Below are 19,643 nucleotides of genomic sequence, written 5' to 3'. Positions count from 1 at the left end.
GAACCCCCCGATCCGCCCGCTTTGCCCAAGGTCCTTGGTATGTCCGTTCCGGGACCAAGGACCTGTGACCCCGGTAACCTCGTCGGCGCGTACGGCCGGCAGCGACAGGGGGAGGGCCCGGCATGGATCCGGCAACGGTGGGGGCCCGGCTGGCGTCGTCCGTCGTGGCACCGCTCGTGAAGAAGCTCTTCGTGAAGGAGGGGCCGGGCGCGGGGCTGGCGGAGAGGCCGGTACGGGTGTCCGCGCTCGTCTCGTTCACGGGCGAGAAGCGCACGCTCACCGAGGGCGAGCTGCGCAAGATCGCCGGGGAGCTGGTGGCGCGCGCCGTGCGGGCCGCCGGTCCCGGGGAACGGCCCGTCGCCGCCGCCGAGGAGGCCGCCGTCGCCGACGCGCTCACCCGGACCCTGCACGCCCTCGGCGGGCTGGCCATGGACGACGTACAGGCCGTCCGGCTGGGCGCCCCGGCGCTCGCCCGCCGGCTGCGCCAGGAGGCCGGCCAGGAGGCGCTGAGCGCGCTCTCCCGGGATGCCGAGCAGCTGTACGACACCCTGCTCGGCATCGCCTGCCTGCACATCGTGCACTTCTTCACCCAGCGGTCGACGTTTGTCGCCCGCACCCTCGTCGAGCAGAGCCGGGACCTGGACCGGCTCATCGCCCTGACCGACGAGCTCATCGCGCGCAACCCGTCACCCCGGACCGCGGACACCGCCTTCGAGCGGGACTACCTCGCCCACCTCGGCAGGAAGCACGGCCGTCTGACGATCTACGGCATCGACCTGGCGCACTCGCCGGACCGCTGGCCACTGGACACGGCGTACCTGAGCCTGCACGCCACGTACGCGCAGGACGGCGCGGCACCGGACGCCGAGGCCGCGTACGACGGCCTGCGCGGCACCCCGGCCCCGCCCGCCTCACCGGTACCCGCCGACCACGCGCTCGCCGGGCACGACCGGGTCCTGCTGCGCGGCGTCGCCGGCTCGGGCAAGAGCACGCTGGTGCAGTGGCTCGCGGTCTCCTGCACCCCGGCGGGCGGCACGGCCGCCCTCCCGCACCTCCACGGACGCATCCCCTTCGTCCTCCCCCTGCGGACGCTCCAGCGGTCCGGCGCCGACCTCCCCACCCCCGACCGCTTCCTCGCGGCCGTCGGCTGCCCCGTGTCCGGCGCGCAGCCGGACGGCTGGGCGCACCGGGTCCTGGCGGGCGGGCGCGGGCTGGTCCTCGTGGACGGGCTGGACGAGATCCCGGAGCGGGAGCGCGAGCGGGCCCGGCGCTGGCTGCGCGACCTCCTCGACGCGTTCCCGCACAACCTGTGGATGGTGACCTCGCGCCCCTCCGCCGTCCGCGAGGACTGGCTGGCGGCCGAGGGCTTCACCGAACTGACGCTCGCCCCGATGAGCCGCGACGACGTGGCCGCGTTCATCGGACGGTGGCACGCCGCCGCCCGCGCGGGAACCCCGGCGGACGAGGACCGGCTCACGGCGTACGAACGGTCGCTGCTGCACGCCGTACACACCAAGCAGGACCTGGGACGGCTGGCGACCAACCCCCTGATGTGCGGGCTGATCTGCGCGCTCCACCGCGACCGGCGCGGCTACCTGCCGCACGGGCGCAAGGAGCTGTACGACGCGGCGCTGACGATGCTGCTGTCGCGCCGCGACCGGGAGCGCGACATGAACGGCCCGGACGGCATCGAGCTGAGCGACGAGCCGCAGATCCAGCTGCTCCAGCGGCTCGCGTACTGGCTCATCAGGAACGGCCGTACGGAGCTGGACCGCGCGCACGCCGAGCGCATCGTCGCGGACGCGCTGCCGGCCGTACCGGCGGCGGCCGCCCAGGGGGACGCCGACGCGGTCTTCCGGCACCTGCTGCTCCGCAGCGGCCTGCTGCGCGAACCGGCGCCCGGCGCCGTCGACTTCGTGCACCGCACCTTCCAGGACTACCTGGGTGCGCGGGCCGCCGTCGAGGAGTGGGACATCGGCCTGCTGACCGCCCACGCGCACGACTCCCAGTGGGAGGATGTGATCCGGATGGCGGTGGCGCACGGACGGCCGCGCGAACGAGCGGAGATCCTGCGCGAGTTGCTGGCCCGCGCCGACGCCGCCACCGGTGAGGCCGAGCGCGCGGTGCGTACCCGCATCCTGCTCCTCGCGCTGGCCTGCCTGGAACACGCCACCGAGCTGGACCCGGCGGTCCGCAGGGCCGTGGAGGACCGCACGGCGGAGCTCCTGCCGCCCCGCTCCGCGGAGGAGGCCAGGGAACTGGCGGCGGCGGGGCCGCTGGTGCTGGAACTCCTGCCGGGCCCCGAGGGGTTGACCGAGGACGAGGCCGTCGCCGTCACGGTCGCGGCCTCGAACGTGGAGTCGGACCGGGCCGTGCCGGTACTGGCCCGGTTCCGGGACCATCCGGCGCTGCGGGTCCGCTCACAGCTGGTATGGGCCTGGCACCGCTTCGACGCGGGACGGTACGCGGAGGAGGTGGTGCGGCACCTCGATGCGGACGGGCTGATGTACTCGGTCCACACCGACGACCACCTGCGGCTGCTCCGGGAGATGGGCGGTCGCGAGCGGATCGACGCGCGGAGCAAGGTCTCCCAGGAGGGGCTTGCGTCGCACGCCCGGGAGGTCGGCGCGCAGTTCCTTCGCATCGAGGCCAACGACGTCCACGCCCTCGGGTTCCTCCGGGACACGCCACGGCTCACGCGGCTGACCCTCTACGACACCCCGCGCCTCGGCGACCTCTCACCGCTCGCCGGATTGCCCTTGGAGTGGCTCGCCCTCTTTCACCTCACCGGGCTCCGGGACCTGCGCCCCCTCGCTTCACTGCCCGGGCTCACCAACCTGACGGTCCACCTGCCGGACATCCCCTGGAGCCCCGACGACCTGCCGAAGGACGCTCCGCTCCAGCGTCTGCGGCTGGGCGGCACCGCCTCCCGCGGCTGGTCGGGCCCCCTCGCCGTGCGAGCCTGGCCGGAGCTGCGGGAGCTCCTGCTCGACTCCCAGGCCTGTCCGCGGGACGCCGCGGGCTGGGCGGAGATCGCCGCGCTGGAGTCGCTGACGCACCTCAGCGTGGACGCCGACTGCCTGGCCGCCTGCCCGGCCGGGCTCACGCTCCCCGGCCTGGTCAGCCTCAGGCTGTTCGACCCCGCGGGCACGTTCCCCGGCCGGGCGGCCGTCGCACACCACTTTCCCGGTCTGCGAAGGCTCGACGTGGTCGGACCGTCGAATGCCGTTCCGCTCCCCTCCTGACTCCGCCGCGCTCCCCTACCCTGGGAGCCCCAACAGCGTTTGAAACTCCCACCAGTTACCGGGGGACACCGCCGCATGGATCCCACGACCGCCGCCGCCCGCCTCACCCCCGGCCTCGTCGGGCCGCTCGTCAGAACGCTGTTCATGAGTGAAGAGGAGAGCGCGGCGGCGGGCGTGGCGGACGACCGTCCGGTGCCGGTGGCGCGGCTCGTCGCCTTCCGCGGGGAGAAACCGGCGCTCACCGAGGAGGACCTCGAACGGCTGGCGGAACGGCTCGTGGCCCCGGCCGCGTCCGACGAGGCGGCGATACCGCCCGTGTCCGGCGCACTGGCCCGTACGTTCGGTGCGCTCGCCACCAGCGAGCTGGACGACTGGCAGGCCGTACGCCTGCGGCCCGCCGACTTCGCGCAGCGGATGCGCGCCGCCGTGCCGGACGTGGAGCGCGGTCTGACCGCCGACGGCCGCGCGCTGTTCCGGGCCGTGCTGGACGCCGTGGCCGTGCACATCCTGCACTTCTTCACACGGCGGTCGGAGTTCGTGGCGCGCACCCTCGTGGAGCAGACCCGGCGGCTGGCGGAGCTGGCGGCGGGAAAGGACGGCGCCGGTGACGGGGACGGCGCCGCGGGCGAGCCCGCCGTCGGGACCGCCCCGCCCCGGGGCTCCTCGGCCGATGCCGCCTTCGAGGAGCGGTACGCGCGGGACGTCGCCGTACTCCACAACCACCTCACGATCTTCGGCATCGACCTCGCGCACTCCCCGGACAGCTGGCCACTGGACGCCGCCTACCTGGGGCTGCAGTGCGAGCGCGGCCAGCCGGAGCTGTCCGGGCCGCCGGCCGGCGAGCGGCAGGATCCCGGCCCGCAGGCCCCGCCCGTCCCCGCCGAGCAGGCGCTGGCCGGGCTGGACAAGGTCCTCGTCCGGGGTGTCGCGGGGTCCGGCAAGACGACCCTGCTCCAGTGGCTCGCGGTCGCCACGGCGCGTGACGAACTGCCGCCCGCGCTGGCCGGACAGCTGCCGGGCCGGGTGCCGTTCCTGCTGCCCGTACGGCGCTTCGCCTCGCACTCCGGCATTCCGTCGCCCGACGGCTTCCTGGCCGCCATGGGGTACGCGGGCGCCGACGCGCAGCCGGCCGGCTGGGCGGAGCGCGTGCTGCGCGCCGGCCGCGGGCTGCTGCTCGTCGACGGTGTGGACGAGGCGCCGGAGGACGACCGTGAGCGGCTGCGGGTGCGGCTACGGGAGTGGACGGCCCGGTACCCGGGCAACGTGTGGGTCGTGACCTCACGGCCGTCCGCCGTGCCGGAGGACTGGCTGGCCTCCGACGGGTTCACCGAGCTGCGGCTGGCGCCGATGAGCCGGGAGGACGTCGCGGCGTTCATCCAGCGCTGGCACCGTGCCGCGGCGCAGCAGTCCCCCGCGGACCTGGACCGGCTCGGGCACTACGAGCGCACGCTGCTGAACGCCGTACGCATCACCCGGGACCTGGGGCGGCTGGCGACCAATCCGCTGATGTGCGGGCTGCTGTGCGCGCTCCACCGGGACCGGCGCGGCTACCTGCCCAGCGGACGCAAGGAGCTGTACGACGCGGGCCTGTCGATGCTGCTGGAGCGGCGGGACCGGGAGCGGGCGATGGTACCCACCGACGCCATCGACCTGCCGCGGCAGCCGAAGATACAGCTGCTCCAGAAGCTGGCCCACTGGATGCTGGTCAACGGGCGGTCCGAGATGGGCCGGGACGTCGCCGTCGACACGCTCGCCCGGCATCTGCCCGCCATCCCCGACGCGGCGCGGCAGGGCGACGCCGAGGACGTCTACCGGCATCTGCTGAACCGCACCGGGCTGCTGCGCGAGACGACGCCCGGCACGGTGGACTTCGTGCACCGCACGTTCCAGGACTACCTGGCCGCGCGGGCCACCGTGCAGCAGCACGACTTCGGCCTGCTGCTGGACCACGCGCACCACACGGAGTGGGAGGACGTCATCCGGATGGCCGTCGCCCTCGCCCGGCCCGACGAGTGCGCCCAGCTGCTGAACGGGCTGCTGGCGCCGCACGCGGGCGTACGCGCCGCGGAGGCCCGGCACCGCAAGCTGCTGGCCGCCGCCTGCCTGGAGCACGCCACCGAGCTGGACCCGGAGGTCCGCCGGCGCGTGCAGCGCTTCACGCGCGACATGATGCGGCCGACCACACCGGCCGGGGCCCGCGCGCTGGGCTGGATCGGGCCGATCGTCCTGGAGATGCTGCCGGACCCGGCCACGGCCACCAACGCCGAGGCGTACCTCCTCGCGCTCACCGCCACCTCCATCGGCGACGACATGGCCATCGACTACCTCACGGGACTGCGGGAGCGGTCCCACCTGGACATACGGGCGCAGCTGGCGAGCGCCTGGCGGAAGTACGACACCGAGCGGTACGCGCGGGAGATCATCGCCCACCTCGACGACGCCGAGCTGTACTTCCCGGTGTCCGACCTGGAGGAACTGCACGCCCTGCGCCGGCTGGGCGGCCGGCCGCACCTCCAGATCGCCGGGCGGTTCACGCCCGACCAGCTCATCGAGGGCATCGTCGCCGAGCGGCTGACCCGGCTGTGGCTCACCTCCGACCTGGGCGTCCCGCTGGACTGGCTGACCGTCTTCCCCCGCCTGGACACGCTCCTGGTCGGCAGCCGCCTCCCCCGCCCGGCCGGCGTCCCGGAGCACATCGAGGTCGTGGAGCTGTAGCCGGCCACCACCCGCGGGAAAAACGCCGCTGCCCCGGAACCACCTGGTGGTTCCGGGGCAGCGGACTCGGACTCGTGGTTACGCGTCCTTGTTCAGGTTCGGGCCCGAGCCGCCGGTGGCGGACTCGATCGGCGGGGCGTCGGGCAGCGCCGACTTCTCCTCGCCGCGGAAGGTGAACTTGGCGTTCTCCCCCTCGCCCTCGATGTCGACGACCACGATGTGGCCGGGACGCAGGTCGTTGAAGAGGATCTTCTCCGACAGGGCGTCCTCGATCTCGCGCTGGATCGTCCGGCGCAGCGGGCGGGCGCCCAGCACCGGGTCGTAGCCGCGCTTGGCGAGCAGCTTCTTGGCCTCGGTGCTGAGCTCGATGCCCATGTCCCGGTCCTTGAGGCGCTCGTCCACCTTGGCGATCATCAGGTCGACGATCTGGATGATGTCTTCCTCGGTGAGCTGGTGGAAGACGACCGTGTCGTCGACACGGTTGAGGAACTCGGGCCGGAAGTGCTGCTTCAGCTCTTCGTTGACCTTGTTCTTCATCCGCTCGTAGCCGGTCTTCACGTCACCCTGGGCGGCGAAGCCCAGGTTGAAGCCCTTGGAGATGTCCCGGGTGCCGAGGTTCGTCGTCATGATGATGACGGTGTTCTTGAAGTCCACGACCCGGCCCTGGGAGTCGGTCAGGCGACCGTCCTCCAGGATCTGCAGCAGGGAGTTGAAGATGTCCGGGTGGGCCTTCTCGACCTCGTCGAAGAGGACCACGGAGAACGGCTTGCGGCGGACCTTCTCGGTCAGCTGGCCGCCCTCTTCGTAGCCGACGTAGCCGGGAGGCGAACCGAAGAGCCGGGAGACCGTGTGCTTCTCGCTGAACTCCGACATGTCGAGGGAGATCAGCGCGTCCTCGTCGCCGAAGAGGAACTCCGCGAGCGTCTTGGACAGCTCGGTCTTACCGACACCGGACGGGCCCGCGAAGATGAACGAACCGCCGGGGCGCTTCGGGTCCTTCAGGCCGGCACGCGTACGCCGGATGGCCTGCGAGAGCGCCTTGATGGCGTCCTTCTGGCCGATGACGCGCTTGTGCAGCTCGTCCTCCATGCGGAGGAGACGGGAAGACTCCTCCTCGGTGAGCTTGAAGACCGGGATGCCGGTGGCGGTCGCCAGGACCTCGGCGATCAGCTCGCCGTCGACCTCGGCGACGACGTCCATGTCGCCGGCCTTCCACTCCTTCTCCCGCTTCGCCTTCGCGGCCAGGAGCTGCTTCTCCTTGTCGCGCAGGCCCGCGGCCATCTCGAAGTCCTGCGAGTCGATCGCGGACTCCTTCTCCCGGCGCACGTCGGCGATCTTCTCGTCGAACTCGCGGAGGTCCGGCGGCGCGGTCATCCGGCGGATGCGCATCCGGGAACCGGCCTCGTCGATCAGGTCGATCGCCTTGTCCGGCAGGAAGCGGTCGGAGATGTACCGGTCGGCCAGCTGAGCGGCCTGGACCAGCGCCTCGTCCGTGATGGAGACCCGGTGGTGGGCCTCGTAGCGGTCGCGCAGGCCCTTGAGGATCTCGATGGTGTGCGGCAGCGACGGCTCCGCGACCTGGATCGGCTGGAAACGGCGCTCCAGGGCCGCGTCCTTCTCCAGGTGCTTGCGGTACTCGTCGAGCGTGGTCGCACCGATGGTCTGCAGCTCACCGCGGGCCAGCATCGGCTTCAGGATGCTGGCGGCGTCGATCGCGCCCTCGGCGGCGCCCGCACCCACCAGGGTGTGGAGCTCGTCGATGAACAGGATGATGTCGCCGCGGGTGCGGATCTCCTTGAGCACCTTCTTCAGGCGCTCCTCGAAGTCACCGCGGTAGCGGGAGCCGGCGACCAGGGCGCCCAGGTCCAGGGTGTAGAGGTGCTTGTCCTTGAGGGTCTCGGGCACCTCGCCCTTGACGATGGCCTGCGCCAGGCCCTCGACGACCGCCGTCTTGCCGACGCCGGGCTCGCCGATGAGGACCGGGTTGTTCTTCGTACGCCGGGACAGCACCTGCATGACCCGCTCGATCTCCTTCTCGCGCCCGATGACCGGGTCGAGCTTGGTTTCACGAGCGGCCTGCGTGAGGTTGCGGCCGAACTGGTCCAGGACGAGGGAGGTCGAGGGCGTGCCCTCGGCGGGACCGCCGGCGGCGGCCGTCTCCTTGCCCTGGTAGCCGGAGAGCAGCTGGATGACCTGCTGCCGCACCCGGTTCAGATCGGCGCCCAGCTTCACGAGGACCTGGGCGGCGACGCCCTCGCCCTCGCGGATCAGGCCGAGCAGGATGTGCTCGGTGCCGATGTAGTTGTGGCCGAGCTGAAGGGCCTCGCGGAGCGACAGCTCCAGGACCTTCTTGGCACGGGGAGTGAAGGGAATGTGGCCGGAAGGGGCCTGCTGGCCCTGGCCAATGATCTCCTCCACCTGCTGGCGGACCGCCTCGAGCGAAATCCCGAGGCTCTCCAGGGCCTTAGCGGCGACACCCTCACCCTCATGGATCAGGCCCAGGAGAATGTGCTCGGTGCCGATGTAGTTGTGGTTGAGCATCCGGGCTTCTTCCTGAGCCAGGACGACAACCCGCCGCGCGCGGTCGGTGAACCTCTCGAACATCGTTAATCGCTCCTCAGAGCGGTCAGGCAGTTAGGGGTCGGTCCCCTCCCTGTCCTTCCGCATGCTAGTCCCGCAGGGCGGGACAGCTCATTCCAACTGCCGACACCCGTCCTTGGCCTCCTGCCCCGAACAGCCGACATCTGCTCCAACCCGATGGTGCGAGACGATGTTCCCGCAGGCCAGGCATATACGCCCCATGCCAGTACGCCCATGGCGAACGCGGCCTTGCCCGACACGCCCGCGCCCACGGCGCCGCCGTCGCGAACATCCCGCTCATCGCTGCGTTTCATCGTCCCTCCCCTCGCGGAAAGTCTTACCCGCTGCCTCTGACAGTCCATCCGCGTGGCCCGCCATGCTCCGCTACGGGCGAACACCCTTGCGCCGTTTTACGCGCCCGCACGCCCGTCCTATACCCACAGGGCCAGCACGGTACGTATCCGCCCTTCAACCCAGCGTAACTTCTGAGCAATTAGGGAGTTGCACCGGTCATGGCCCTCGCGCTCCCGCGCCCCCGCGCCCCGCTTCCCGCCGCCGGCTCCGCCGCGCGGCGGTGGTACGAGCGGACCCTGGGCTGGCCGGCCGCAGGCGGCCCGCCGCTCCGGCTGCGTACGGGAATCCGCTTCGACGTCCTGGAGATGCCCGCCGACGCCGGCTTCGCCACGCTGCGCCGTGCGGGCCGCACGGGCCCCGTCGCGCTCGGCAGGAGCGAGCGGCACGGAAACGGCTCCCTGGCGCCCGGAGAACCGGTTCTGCGCGTCCTCGTGGCCGCAGGTGCGGCGGAGGAGCTGCCAGAGGTGCTGGAGTGGCTGGAGTGGAGCTCGGTGGCCCTTGAGCTGACCGCTCTCGGCTCCGGTGACCTGATGCCCGCGCCACCGCCTGCGGCACCCTGGACGCCGGCCGGGCCGGCGGCGCCGTTCCGGGCAGCGGGGCCTGGGCTGCCTGCGGGGGCCGGGATGCGGGGAGCCGCGTGGGTACGGCCTCCGGAGCCGGGCTGCGATGTCGAGGCGACACTGCCCTCCACGGGGAGCGGGGCAGGCCTCGGGGGCGGTGGTGGGGTTCCCCGTACGTCACGTATGGGGCGCGCCCCCCGACCTCGTACGGCTCGTGAGCGTGGCGGCGACGGAATGCCACCGGGCCCGGTTGCTGCGCGTAGGAAAAGGTCGAACGGATCGCTTCCGCGGTGATCAGCCGTTGGCCTTCTCGTACGCCTCACGGACCGTCGCGGGGACGCGGCCGCGGTCGTTGACCTCGTAACCGTTCTCCTTGGCCCACTTACGGATCTCAGCGGTGTCCTTGTTGCCGGAGGAGGCGGCACGCGCCTTGCCACGGCCGCTCGCGGCACGACCGGTACGACGGCCGGCCTTCACGAACGTCTCAAGGGCGTCGCGCAGCTTCTCCGCGTTGCCGGTGCTGAGGTCGATCTCATAGGACTTACCGTCGAGCGCGAACGTCACCGTCTCGTCCGCCTCGCCACCGTCGAGGTCGTCGACAAGAAGAACCTGAACCTTCTGTGCCACCGGTTTCCCTTTCATCGAATGTGGATTACGACGGAAAGCAAACCGCTTTTCCGGGAAAAACACAAACCCCCGGGTCGGGTTCAGATGCGGCGGCCTCGGGGAACACCGGGTTCGACAGCTATGAGATAGGGGCGCGATTCGGACATAGAACGCTGATCACAGGTGCAGAAGCATGCGGCTGTTGCCTAGGGTGTTGGGCTTCACTCGTTCGAGACCGAGGAACTCCGCGACGCCCTCGTCATAGGAACGCAGCAGCTCGCTGTAGACATCACCGTCGACCGGAGTCTCGCCGATCTCCACGAAGCCGTGCTTGGCGAAGAAGTCCACTTCGAAGGTCAGACAGAAAATACGGCGCACTCCCAGCCAGCTTGCTGTACGGAGCAGCTTGTCCAGCACCTGGTGCCCTACGCCGGCGCCCTTGAGCTGGGGGGCGACGGCGAGGGTACGGACCTCCGCGAGGTCTTCCCACATGACGTGCAGCGCACCGCAGCCCACCACCTCGGCGTCCTCGTCGCGCTCGGCCACCCAGAACTCCTGGATGTCCTCGTAAAGCGTGACGGTGGCTTTGTCGAGCAGGATCCCGTCACGCGAGTAGGAGTCGATGAGGCGGCGTACGGCGGGCACATCAGCGGTCCGGGCCCGGCGGACGGTGACGCCATTCGATAGTGGTGGCATGCAAGGACGCTATCGTTCCGACTCCGGGGGTCCCGCGTCGGGTTCCGGGACTTCCTCGGGGGCTCCCGCCTGTACGACGCGCATCGCATCGCGGAGGGCCTGGCGCTGTTCCTGCGACATCATCCCGAAGAAGGCGACGAGGGCGGCCGCCGGGTTGTCGCTGACCGACCAGGCTTCGTTCATCAGTGCGGCCGAGTAGGCGGCGCGAGTGGAGACCGCCTCATATCTATAGGCGCGGCCTTCCGCTTCTCGCCGTACCCAGCCCTTCTGGTGAAGGTTGTCCAATACGGTCATCACGGTGGTGTACGCGATGGACCGTTCCTTCTGCAGATCTTCCAGGACTTCCCGAACGGTTACCGGCCGGTTCCACTGCCAGACCCGCGTCATGACGGCATCTTCCAGTTCACCCAAACGTCTCGGCACACGAGAACAATAGTGGGAGATGTCCAGAATGCCGCGTGTTGACGGGGGTGCGCGACCGATTCATCGCAGAAAAAGACGTACGGCCCGGGATGTGCAATCCCGGGCCGTACGTTCACATTCGCGAGGCCCGAAGGCCGGAGCGGACCGCAGCGGTCCGCGTGGCTCAGGCGCCGTGCGCCTTCGGCTCCTGGCGTGCGGCCTCGGCGTTCTGGAGCACCGCGTCCACGGCCGCGTCCTCCTTGGCCTTGTTCGCACCGCCCTGGCTCTTCACGATCGTCACGATGACCCCGGTGAAGGCGATGGCCATCACGACGGGGGGAAGCAGAGCGGACACGTAATCCATGACGAAGGCCTCCTTGTGCGACGAGGCTTCCAGAGTACGCGCCGCGCTCAGGCGGTCCGGGCCGCGGGGGGCTGCGTGGGCCTGCGGCGTGGCGGGAAGACCTCGCCGGGTGTGGGCACCGGCCGGTCACGGCGGTCCGGGCGCGGGCTTTCGGGGGCGGGCTCCGGCGCCGGCTGCGGGCCGGCCGGGCGTTCCGGTTCGCCGGCCGACCGGCCGCCGGGGAGCGCCCGCAGCCGGCTCCGCGCGGAGCGCTCGGCGGCCTGCTCGCAGCAGCGCAGCAGGGCCGTACGGCGGGCCCGCTCGGCCGGTCCGGCGTCCACCGCACGCAGCACGCGGAGCGCCGCGAGGTCGTCCGGGCCGGGCGCGTAGCCGGCCTCCAGGGCCTCCTGGAGGCGCCCCAGGTAGCCGTACGCGGAGCCCGGGAGCGCGTCCCGGTACCGGGCGAGGTCGGCGAGCAGGAAGGCGCGCAGCCGACTGCCTTCGCGCGCCGCCTCGTCCAGCGCCTCCGAGAGCCGGAGACACTCCTGCACCTCTTCCGTACGCCTCGTGTCACGGGTCGCGGGTGCCGGCCCCGCGTGCGCGTGCGCGGAGACGGAGAGCGGCTGGAGGGCGGTGGCGAGGGCGCGGCGGAGCACGCGCAGTTCGTCCGCGCTGAACGCCATGCCGCCGCGGTATCCGTATGGCGTGGGCATGGCCCGACTTTAATTACTAAACGGACAAAAACCCCGGTATTTCGCATTCCCGGGTGCGGCGTACGGGGCGCCCCGGAACGCCCCTTCCGGAGCGCCCCGGGAGCGCCCGCGCCTCACTGCCGCCCGACGTTCCGCTCGTACACGAGGCGCAGCCCGATGAGGGTGAGCCAGGGCTCGTGCATGTCGATCGTGGAGGACTCGCCGAGCACCATCGGGGCCAGCCCGCCGGTGGCGATCACCGTCACGTCCTCGGGGTCCTCCGCCAGCTCCCGCGCCATCCGCTGCACGACGCCGTCGACCTGGCCGGCGAAGCCGTAGAGGATGCCGGACTGCATGGCCTCGACCGTGTTCTTGCCGATGATGCTGCGCGGCCGGGCCAGTTCGATCTTGCGCAGCTGCGCGCCCTTGACGCCCAGCGCGTCCACCGAGATCTCGATGCCCGGCGCGATGACGCCGCCGACGTACTCGCCGCGCGCGCTCACCGCGTCGAAGGTCGTGGCCGTACCGAAGTCCACGACCACCGCGGGACCGCCGTACAGCTCCACCGCCGCGAGGGAGTTGATGATGCGGTCGGCGCCGACCTCCTTGGGGTTGTCCATGAGGATCGGCACGCCGGTCTTCACGCCGGGCTCGACGAGCACGGCCGGCACGTCGCCGTAGTAGCGGCGGGTGACCTCGCGCAGCTCGTGCAGGACCGAGGGAACGGTGGAGCAGATGGAGATGCCCTCGATGCCGTCGCCCAGCTCCTCACCGAGCAACGGGTGCATGCCCATCAGGCCGTTGAGCAGCACGGCCAGTTCGTCGGCGGTACGGCGGGCGTCGGTGGAGATCCGCCAGTGCTCGACGATCTCCTCGCCGTCGAAGAGGCCCAGCACGGTGTGGGTATTGCCGACGTCGATGGTCAGCAGCATCAGCTCTGGCCTCCCTCGGTGTCCTCGCGCAGGTCGAGGCCGATGTCGAGGATCGGCGAGGAGTGGGTGAGGCCGCCGACGGCGAGGTAGTCCACGCCGGTCTCCCCGTAGACGCGCGCGTTCTCCAGGGTGAGGCGGCCGGAGGACTCCAGGAACGCGCGGCCCGCGACCAGCTCCACCGCCTCCCGGGTCTGCTCCGGCGTGAAGTTGTCCAGCAGGATCAGGTCGGCGCCCTCGGCGAGGATCGGCGGGATCTGGTCCAGCCGGTCGACCTCCACCTCGATCGGCACGCCGGGGAACTCGGTCCGTACGGCCTTGAACGCCTCGGCCACGCCGCCCGCGGCCACCACGTGGTTGTCCTTGATGAGCGCCGCGTCCGAGAGGGACATGCGGTGGTTGACGCCGCCACCGCAGCGCACGGCGAACTTCTCCAGCGCACGGAGGCCCGGTGTCGTCTTCCGGGTGTCGCGCACCTTCGCCTTCGTGCCCTCCAGGGCGTCCGCCCAGGCACGGGTGGCGGTGGCGATGCCGGAGAGCCGGCACAGGAGGTTCAGCGCGCTGCGCTCACCGGTCAGCAGGTCGCGGGTACGGGCGGTGACGGACAGCAGCTTCTGCCCGGCCGCGACCCGGTCGCCGTCCTCGACGTGCCGCTCGACCGCGAACTCGTCGGTGCAGACCACCGAGAGGATGGCCTCGGCGACACGAAGGCCCGCGACCGTACCGTCCTCACGGGCGGTGAAGTCGGCGGTGGCCACGGCGTCCTCGGGGACGGTGGCGACGGTGGTGACGTCCACGCCCTGGTCGAGGTCCTCCTCGATGGCCAGGTGCGCGATGTCCTCGACCTGTACCGGGTCCAGCCCGGCGTTCACCAGGAGCGCCGCCAGGTCCGGGTCCAGGCCGCACTCCATCGGGTCCAGCTCGAAGCCGTCACCGGAGCCGCAGCCGCAGCCGTCGCCGCAGCCTCCGGTGTCCGCGCTCTGGCCCGGACGGCCGATCTGAAGGAGGGGGAGGTCGTCGGACGTGCTCACGGGTTCGGCTCCGTTTCGAGGTGGACGGCGGGGAATTCGGCGGAGTCCGTGACACGGAACCCCACCGTGTGAGGCGGGCGGAACGTGACCACGGAGTGGCGCCGCCAGACCTCGTCGTTCCGTTCGGGGTGGTCCTCCCGCCAGTGGCAGCCCCGGGTCTCCTCTCGCGCCCGGGCACCGGCGACCAGGGCACGCGCGACCAGCAGGAGGTTCGTCGCCTCCCATGCTTCCACGCCGGGCTCGGCGGACTTGCCCTCCCCGGAGGATTCGGCCGAGGCCCTGGAAGTCAGCCGGACAAGGCCCTTGTAGGACTCCGCGATGCTCTCCGCCGACCGCAGCACTCCGACGCCCGCGGTCATGAGGCGCTGGACCTCGAAGCGTGCCTCGGGCGCGAGCAGCGGTACGGGCGGCCCGCCGGCCAGTCGGGGCTCCCCGGGCCGCGGCAGGGGGCGCGTCCCGATGTCCGCCGCGATCCGCTCGGCGAAGACCAGGCCCTCCAGGAGGGAGTTGGAGGCGAGGCGGTTCGCTCCGTGCACGCCGGTGCAGGCGACCTCGCCGCACGCGTACAGGCCCGGCACGGTCGTCCGGCCCCGCAGGTCGGTACGGACGCCGCCGGAGGCGTAGTGCGCGGCGGGCGCCACCGGGACCGGCTCGGTGACCGGGTCGATGCCGTGGCTGCGGCAGGCGGCCAGGATGGTCGGGAAGCGCTGCTCCCACATGCGCGCCCCGAAGTGCCGCGCGTCCAGGTACATGTGCTCGGTGCCCTGCTCCTGGGCGCGGCGCAGGATGCCCTTGGCGACGATGTCGCGCGGCGCCAGTTCGGCCAGTTCGTGCTGCCCCACCATGAAGCGCACGCCGTCGCGGTCCACGAGGTGCGCGCCCTCGCCCCGCACCGCCTCGGAGATGAGCGGCTGCTGCCCCTCGGCCTCCGGGCCGAGGTAGAGCACGGTCGGGTGGAACTGCACGAATTCCAGGTCGGACACCTCGGCGCCGGCCCGCAGGGCCAGCGCGACCCCGTCCCCCGTGGAGACGGGCGGGTTGGTGGTGGCCGAGAAGACCTGGCCCATACCGCCGGTGGCGAGCACCACGGCGGGCGCGTGCACGGCTCCCACGCCGTCGTGCTGGCCCTCGCCCATGACGTGCAGGGTGACACCCGCCGTACGGCCCTCGGCGTCCGTCAGCAGGTCCAGGACGAGCGCGTTCTCGATCGTTCGGAGCCCTTGGGCGCGGACGGCTTCGACCAGCGCGCGGGAGATCTCCGCGCCCGTGGCGTCGCCGCCCGCGTGCGCGATCCGGCGCCGGTGGTGGCCGCCCTCGCGGGTCAGCGCGATCTCCTCGCCGTCCTCGCCCGCGTCGAAGCGCGCACCGGTGGCGATCAGCCGCCGTACCGCGTCGGGGCCCTCGGTGACGAGCGTGCGCACCGCGGCCTCGTCGCACAGCCCGGCGCCCGCGACGAGCGTGTCGTCCAGGTGCTGCTCGGGGGTGTCGCCCTCGCCGAGGGCCGCGGCTATGCCGCCCTGCGCCCAGCGCGTGGAGCCGTCGTCCAGCCGGGCCTTGGTGACCACGACCGTACGGTGGCCGGCCGCCGCGCAGCGCAGCGCGGCGGTCAGTCCGGCGACGCCGGAGCCGACCACGACGACGTCCGCGTCGATGGCCCAGCCGGGCGCGGGCGCGTCGAGTCGTATGCCGGGCCCGGTCACCCCGGTCATCGGGGCGCTCCTGCGGTCATCGTGGTTCTCCTGCTGACGGGGGTCCGCTCTGCGGTACGGCGGGCCCGAAAGTGAGGCGGATGTTGTCTATGAGACGGGTGCTGCCCACCCGTGCGGCGACGGCGAGCACCGCCTCGCCTTCGTACCCGCCCTTGTGCGGGCCTTCGTCCGGCGCCCGGTCCGTGTCCGGGATCACCGTGAAGGTCTCCGGGTCGACCAGCTCCAGATAGTCCAGCTCCAGCGGCGGGTCGAGGCGTGCCGCGTCCTCCAGGACGGCGCGGGCCGCCGCACGGGCCACTGCCGGGCCCTGCGGGGTGCCGGCGGACGCCGCGTACGCGAGGGCGTGCGCATCGGCCGCGGCCCGGTCCTCGCCCATCGCGGCCAGGTTCACGGCGCGCGCCTCGGAGTGCGTGCCGGACCCGGCCCTGGCCCGCAGGGCTTCCTCGGCGGCCAGCCGGTCGCGGGCCGCGAACAGCGCCCTGGAGAGGGCCAGCGCGGTCCTGCGCTCGTCGGGCGAGAGGTAGCGGTTGCGGCTGGAGAGCGCCAGGCCGTCGGCCTCCCGTACGGTCTCCACGCCGACGATCCGGACGGGGAAGTTCAGGTCGCGCGCCATGCGCGTCACGATGGCCAGCTGCTGGGCGTCCTTCTGGCCGAAGAACGCCACGTCCGGCGCCGTGAGGTGGAGCAGCTTCGCGACGACGGTGGCCATGCCGTCGAAGTGGCCGGGGCGCGAGGCACCCTCCAGGACGTCGCCCATGGGGCCCGCGCTGATCCGCACCTGCGGCTCGCCGCCCGGGTAGACCTCCTCGGCCGACGGCGCGAAGACCACGTCGGCACCGGCCTCGCCGGCCACCACGATGTCGGCGTCCAGCGTGCGCGGATAGCGGTCCAGGTCCTCGCCGGCCCCGAACTGCAGCGGGTTCACGAAGACGGTGACCACGACCTGGCCCTCGGGGCCCGCGTGCGCACGTGCCGTACGGATCAGCGTCGCGTGGCCCTCGTGCAGCGCGCCCATGGTCATCACGACGGCGCGGCGCCCGCTGCGCGGCAGGGCGCGCAGTTCGGCGGCGGTGCTCACCAGGTGCGGGCGGGCCGCCCCGGAAGCGGGCGCCGCGGGGACGCGGGCCCTCGTACCTGCGAGGTGGTGTGCCGTGGTGTTCATCGGGTGCCTCCCTCCGTGCGGTCCGCGACATCGGAGAGCACGCCGAGCAGGTCCTCGGCGAGCTCCGGCTTGAGCAGTCCGTGGGCGAGCGCACGGTCCGCCGTCGTACGGGCCATGGCCAGGTACCCGGCGACCGCCTGCGGGGAGTGCTTGCGCAACTCGGTGACGTGCGCGGCGACCGTACCGGCGTCGCCGCGGGCGACCGGGCCGGTCAGCGCGGCGTCCCCGGAGCGCAGCGCGTTGTCCAGGGCGGCGCCGAGCAGCGGGCCGAGCATCCGGTCCGGGGCCGCGACCCCGGCCGTGCGCAGCAGGTCCAGCGACTGGGCGACCAGGGTGACGAGGTGGTTCGCGCCGATGGCCAGGGCCGCGTGGTACAGCGGCCGGGCGGCCTCCTCGATCCACTCGGGCTCGCCGCCCATCTCGATGACCAGCGCCTCGGCGGCCATCCGCAGCTCCTCGGGTGCGGTGACCCCGAAGGAGCAGCCGGCCAGCCGCTGCACGTCGACGGACGTACCCGTGAAGGTCATGGCGGGGTGCAGCGCCAGCGGCAGCGCGCCGGCCCGGGTGGCCTCGTCCAGCACGCCGGCGCCGAACCGCCCCGAGGTGTGCACGAGCAGCTGTCCCGGCCGTACGGCACCGGTCTCGGCGAGGCCGGCGACCAGGCCGGGGAGCGCGTCGTCGGGGACGGTCAGCAGCACCAGCTCGGCGCGCGCGAGGACCTCCTCCGGCGGCACGAGGGGCACGTCGGGGAGGAGCGCGGCCGCGCGCCGCCTGGAGGCGTCGGAGACGCCGGAGGCGGCGACCGGGCGGTGCCCGGCGAGCTGCAGTGACGCGGCGAGCGCGGGCCCTACGCGGCCGGCCCCGACGACGCCGACGGTGAGCCGGGCGGGGCGGTCCTGGGCATCTGTGGGCAGGTTCTCATTCACGCGGCGATGGCCTTCCGTTCCAGTCCGCGGGGGGTACCGGACGTTTCCTGGTCATGCTACGCGGTGTTCCCGGCGCGTCAGAGGGACGGCTGGCAGGTGAGACGGGCGTCTCGTGGCGGCCCCGAAACCGCCTCGCCGCCCACGGGCCGGTACGGCATGATCGGGCCGCGTACAAGGCGGTGCGCGAGCGGGGGGCGAGGGAGGCGGGCAGCAGATGACCGACCAGGAGGAGCGGACGCGCCGGCTCGCGGCGTGGCGCGGCTGCGAACGGACGCTGACGAGCCGCGCGGGCGACGCGACCGTGGCCGAGCGGCTGGCCCGGCTGGCCGCCGAAGCGCCCGGAGCGTACGACCTGGATTCCCCCGTGGACTTCTACGCCGACGAGGAGAGCGTCGTCGGCACCCTGGAGCGCCGCACGGCGGAGCTGCTGGGTACGGAGGCCGCGGTGTTCTTCCCCACGGGCACCATGGCGCAGCAGGTCGCGCTGCGCTGCTGGGCGGGGCGTACGGGGAACGCCACGGTGGCCGGGCATCCGATGTCGCACCTGGAGGTGCACGAGCGGGACGCGTACGCCGTGGTCAGCGGGTTGCGCATGATCCATCCGACGCGGGAGCCGCGGCTGCCGGCCGCCGAGGAGGTACGCGGCCTGGACGAGCCCTTCGGGACGCTCGCGCTGGAACTTCCGCTGCGGGACGCGGGCTTCGTACTGCCGTCGTGGGACGAGCTGGTGGCCGTGGTGGACGCGGCCCGGGAGCGGGACGCGGTGGTGCACTTCGACGGCGCCCGGCTGTGGGAGTCGGCGCCGCACTTCGGGCGCCCGCTCCCGGAGATCGCCGGGCTGGCCGACAGCGTGTACGTGTCGTTCTACAAGTCGCTCGGCGGGATATCGGGGGCTGCGCTGGCCGGCAGCGAGGACCTGGCCGCCGAGGCGCGGGCCTGGCGGCACCGGTACGGCGGGCTGCCGTTCCAGCAGTGGCCGGCCGCGCTGGCCGCGCTGGCGGGGCTGGACCAGGAACTGCCGCGGCTCCCGGAGTACGTCGCGCACGCCGGTGTGATCGCCCGGGCGCTGGGCGAGGGCCTGGCCGAGCAGGGAGTGCCGTGGTTCCGGGTGCACCCCGACCCGCCGCACACCCACGACTTCCAGGTGTGGCTGCCCTACGCCCCTGAAGTGCTGGAGGAGGCGAGCCTGCGGCTGGCCGAGGAGACCCGTACGGCGCTCTTCCGCCGCTGGTGGGGCGGTGGCGTGCCGGGCGTCGCGACGACCGAGGTCGCCGTGGGGTCAGCCGCACTGGGCTGGTCTGCCGCCGATGTGCGGAGCGTTCTCGCGGACTTCCTGGCGCGGGTGCGGACGGTGGCCGGCGGGGGCTGAGGCGTGCGCACGCCGCCCGAGGAGGCCCCGTACGGCGCGCAGGAGCCGGGCCGACAGACGGTCGGCGGGCGGGGTGACGACGGCCTTGAAACGCCGCAGGTCCCGTACGGCCCGCAGTTCCCGTACGTCGCCGGTGCCGGGCAGCGGCGGCGCGGCCTCGCCACGCTGCGCGGCGCGGTAGACGTCGATCATGTGCTGCTGCATCGCGTTCATGTCCTCAACCGTGGGCGGCATCCGCAGCCGGGGGCACGTGGATTGACGGGAGCCGTCAAACGTCGGCGGGCACGCTCCGCAGGTCACGCATGATGGCCGTACCGGGCCCGC

16 protein-coding genes are annotated in these 19,643 nt (G+C 72.6%); 4 read left to right on the top strand and 12 right to left on the bottom strand.

Features of this window, described 5'->3' with window-relative positions; all coding sequences use genetic code 11:
- Positions 1 to 122 precede the first annotated feature (122 nt).
- Both AAC944_RS20865 and AAC944_RS20860 read left to right on the top strand, forming a co-directional pair.
- Positions 123 to 3,245, top strand: a complete 3,123-nt coding sequence (locus tag AAC944_RS20865; RefSeq protein ID WP_051872223.1) for an NACHT domain-containing protein — start codon at positions 123 to 125, stop codon at positions 3,243 to 3,245.
- Positions 3,246 to 3,320: 75 nt separating this feature from the next.
- Positions 3,321 to 5,960, top strand: a complete 2,640-nt coding sequence (locus AAC944_RS20860; protein ID WP_030621696.1) for an NACHT domain-containing protein — start codon at positions 3,321 to 3,323, stop codon at positions 5,958 to 5,960.
- Positions 5,961 to 6,038: 78 nt separating this feature from the next.
- Here the strand turns inward: AAC944_RS20860 and AAC944_RS20855 are convergent, their stop codons facing one another.
- Positions 6,039 to 8,564: an ATP-dependent Clp protease ATP-binding subunit gene (locus AAC944_RS20855; protein ID WP_030621698.1), complete on the bottom strand. Its 2,526-nt coding sequence runs from the start codon at positions 8,562 to 8,564 to the stop codon at positions 6,039 to 6,041.
- 488 nt (positions 8,565 to 9,052) lie between these two features.
- Here AAC944_RS20855 and AAC944_RS20850 point away from each other — a divergent pair, with 488 nt between their 5' ends.
- Positions 9,053 to 9,748, top strand: a complete 696-nt coding sequence (locus tag AAC944_RS20850; RefSeq protein ID WP_438272745.1) for an SCO3374 family protein — start codon at positions 9,053 to 9,055, stop codon at positions 9,746 to 9,748.
- Here the strand turns inward: AAC944_RS20850 and AAC944_RS20845 are convergent, their stop codons facing one another.
- From AAC944_RS20845 to AAC944_RS20800, 10 genes are all read right to left on the bottom strand, one after another.
- Positions 9,749 to 10,081 carry a histone-like nucleoid-structuring protein Lsr2 gene (locus AAC944_RS20845; protein ID WP_030621700.1) on the bottom strand — a complete coding sequence of 111 codons (333 nt, stop codon included), beginning with the start codon at positions 10,079 to 10,081 and terminating at the stop codon, positions 9,749 to 9,751.
- A 156-nt stretch (positions 10,082 to 10,237) separates the two neighbouring features.
- A complete protein-coding gene (locus tag AAC944_RS20840; RefSeq protein WP_051872224.1) occupies positions 10,238 to 10,756 on the bottom strand; it encodes an amino-acid N-acetyltransferase in 519 nt (172 codons plus the stop codon).
- Positions 10,757 to 10,765: 9 nt separating this feature from the next.
- Entirely contained in the window at positions 10,766 to 11,179 is a 414-nt protein-coding gene (locus tag AAC944_RS20835; protein WP_078888858.1) for a BlaI/MecI/CopY family transcriptional regulator, read from the bottom strand.
- Positions 11,180 to 11,342: 163 nt separating this feature from the next.
- Positions 11,343 to 11,522, bottom strand: a complete 180-nt coding sequence (locus AAC944_RS20830) for a hypothetical protein (RefSeq protein WP_030621706.1) — start codon at positions 11,520 to 11,522, stop codon at positions 11,343 to 11,345.
- Between the two features lie 47 nt (positions 11,523 to 11,569).
- Positions 11,570 to 12,214: a hypothetical protein gene (locus tag AAC944_RS20825; protein WP_196943227.1), complete on the bottom strand. Its 645-nt coding sequence runs from the start codon at positions 12,212 to 12,214 to the stop codon at positions 11,570 to 11,572.
- A 113-nt stretch (positions 12,215 to 12,327) separates the two neighbouring features.
- The gene (locus AAC944_RS20820) at positions 12,328 to 13,125 is read right to left on the bottom strand and encodes a type III pantothenate kinase (protein ID WP_030621709.1); all 798 of its coding nucleotides are present in this window, start codon (positions 13,123 to 13,125) and stop codon (positions 12,328 to 12,330) included.
- The gene (nadC, locus tag AAC944_RS20815) at positions 13,125 to 14,153 is read right to left on the bottom strand and encodes a carboxylating nicotinate-nucleotide diphosphorylase (protein ID WP_030621711.1); all 1,029 of its coding nucleotides are present in this window, start codon (positions 14,151 to 14,153) and stop codon (positions 13,125 to 13,127) included. The genes AAC944_RS20820 and nadC overlap by 1 nt, the downstream gene beginning before the upstream one ends.
- The gene (locus AAC944_RS20810) at positions 14,150 to 15,862 is read right to left on the bottom strand and encodes an L-aspartate oxidase (protein ID WP_030621713.1); all 1,713 of its coding nucleotides are present in this window, start codon (positions 15,860 to 15,862) and stop codon (positions 14,150 to 14,152) included. The genes nadC and AAC944_RS20810 overlap by 4 nt, the downstream gene beginning before the upstream one ends.
- A gap of 16 nt (positions 15,863 to 15,878) precedes the next feature.
- Positions 15,879 to 17,024, bottom strand: a complete 1,146-nt coding sequence (gene panC / locus AAC944_RS20805) for a pantoate--beta-alanine ligase (protein WP_078888859.1) — start codon at positions 17,022 to 17,024, stop codon at positions 15,879 to 15,881.
- Positions 17,021 to 17,950: a Rossmann-like and DUF2520 domain-containing protein gene (locus AAC944_RS20800; RefSeq protein WP_030621716.1), complete on the bottom strand. Its 930-nt coding sequence runs from the start codon at positions 17,948 to 17,950 to the stop codon at positions 17,021 to 17,023. The genes panC and AAC944_RS20800 overlap by 4 nt, the downstream gene beginning before the upstream one ends.
- A gap of 214 nt (positions 17,951 to 18,164) precedes the next feature.
- Here AAC944_RS20800 and AAC944_RS20795 point away from each other — a divergent pair, with 214 nt between their 5' ends.
- Positions 18,165 to 19,319, top strand: a complete 1,155-nt coding sequence (locus tag AAC944_RS20795; protein WP_037773059.1) for a threonine aldolase family protein — start codon at positions 18,165 to 18,167, stop codon at positions 19,317 to 19,319.
- Here AAC944_RS20795 and AAC944_RS20790 read toward each other — a convergent pair.
- On the bottom strand, positions 19,230 to 19,532 hold the full coding sequence (locus AAC944_RS20790) for a hypothetical protein (protein ID WP_063760005.1): 303 nt from the start codon (positions 19,530 to 19,532) through the stop codon (positions 19,230 to 19,232). The genes AAC944_RS20795 and AAC944_RS20790 overlap by 90 nt on opposite strands.
- Between the last annotated feature and the right edge of the window lie 111 nt (positions 19,533 to 19,643).

It is taken from the genome of Streptomyces sclerotialus, from assembly GCF_040907265.1.
Lineage (GTDB): Bacteria > Actinomycetota > Actinomycetes > Streptomycetales > Streptomycetaceae > Streptomyces > Streptomyces sclerotialus.
Note: the sequence above shows the minus strand (reverse complement) of the source record. Positions and strands in the feature narration are given on the sequence as shown.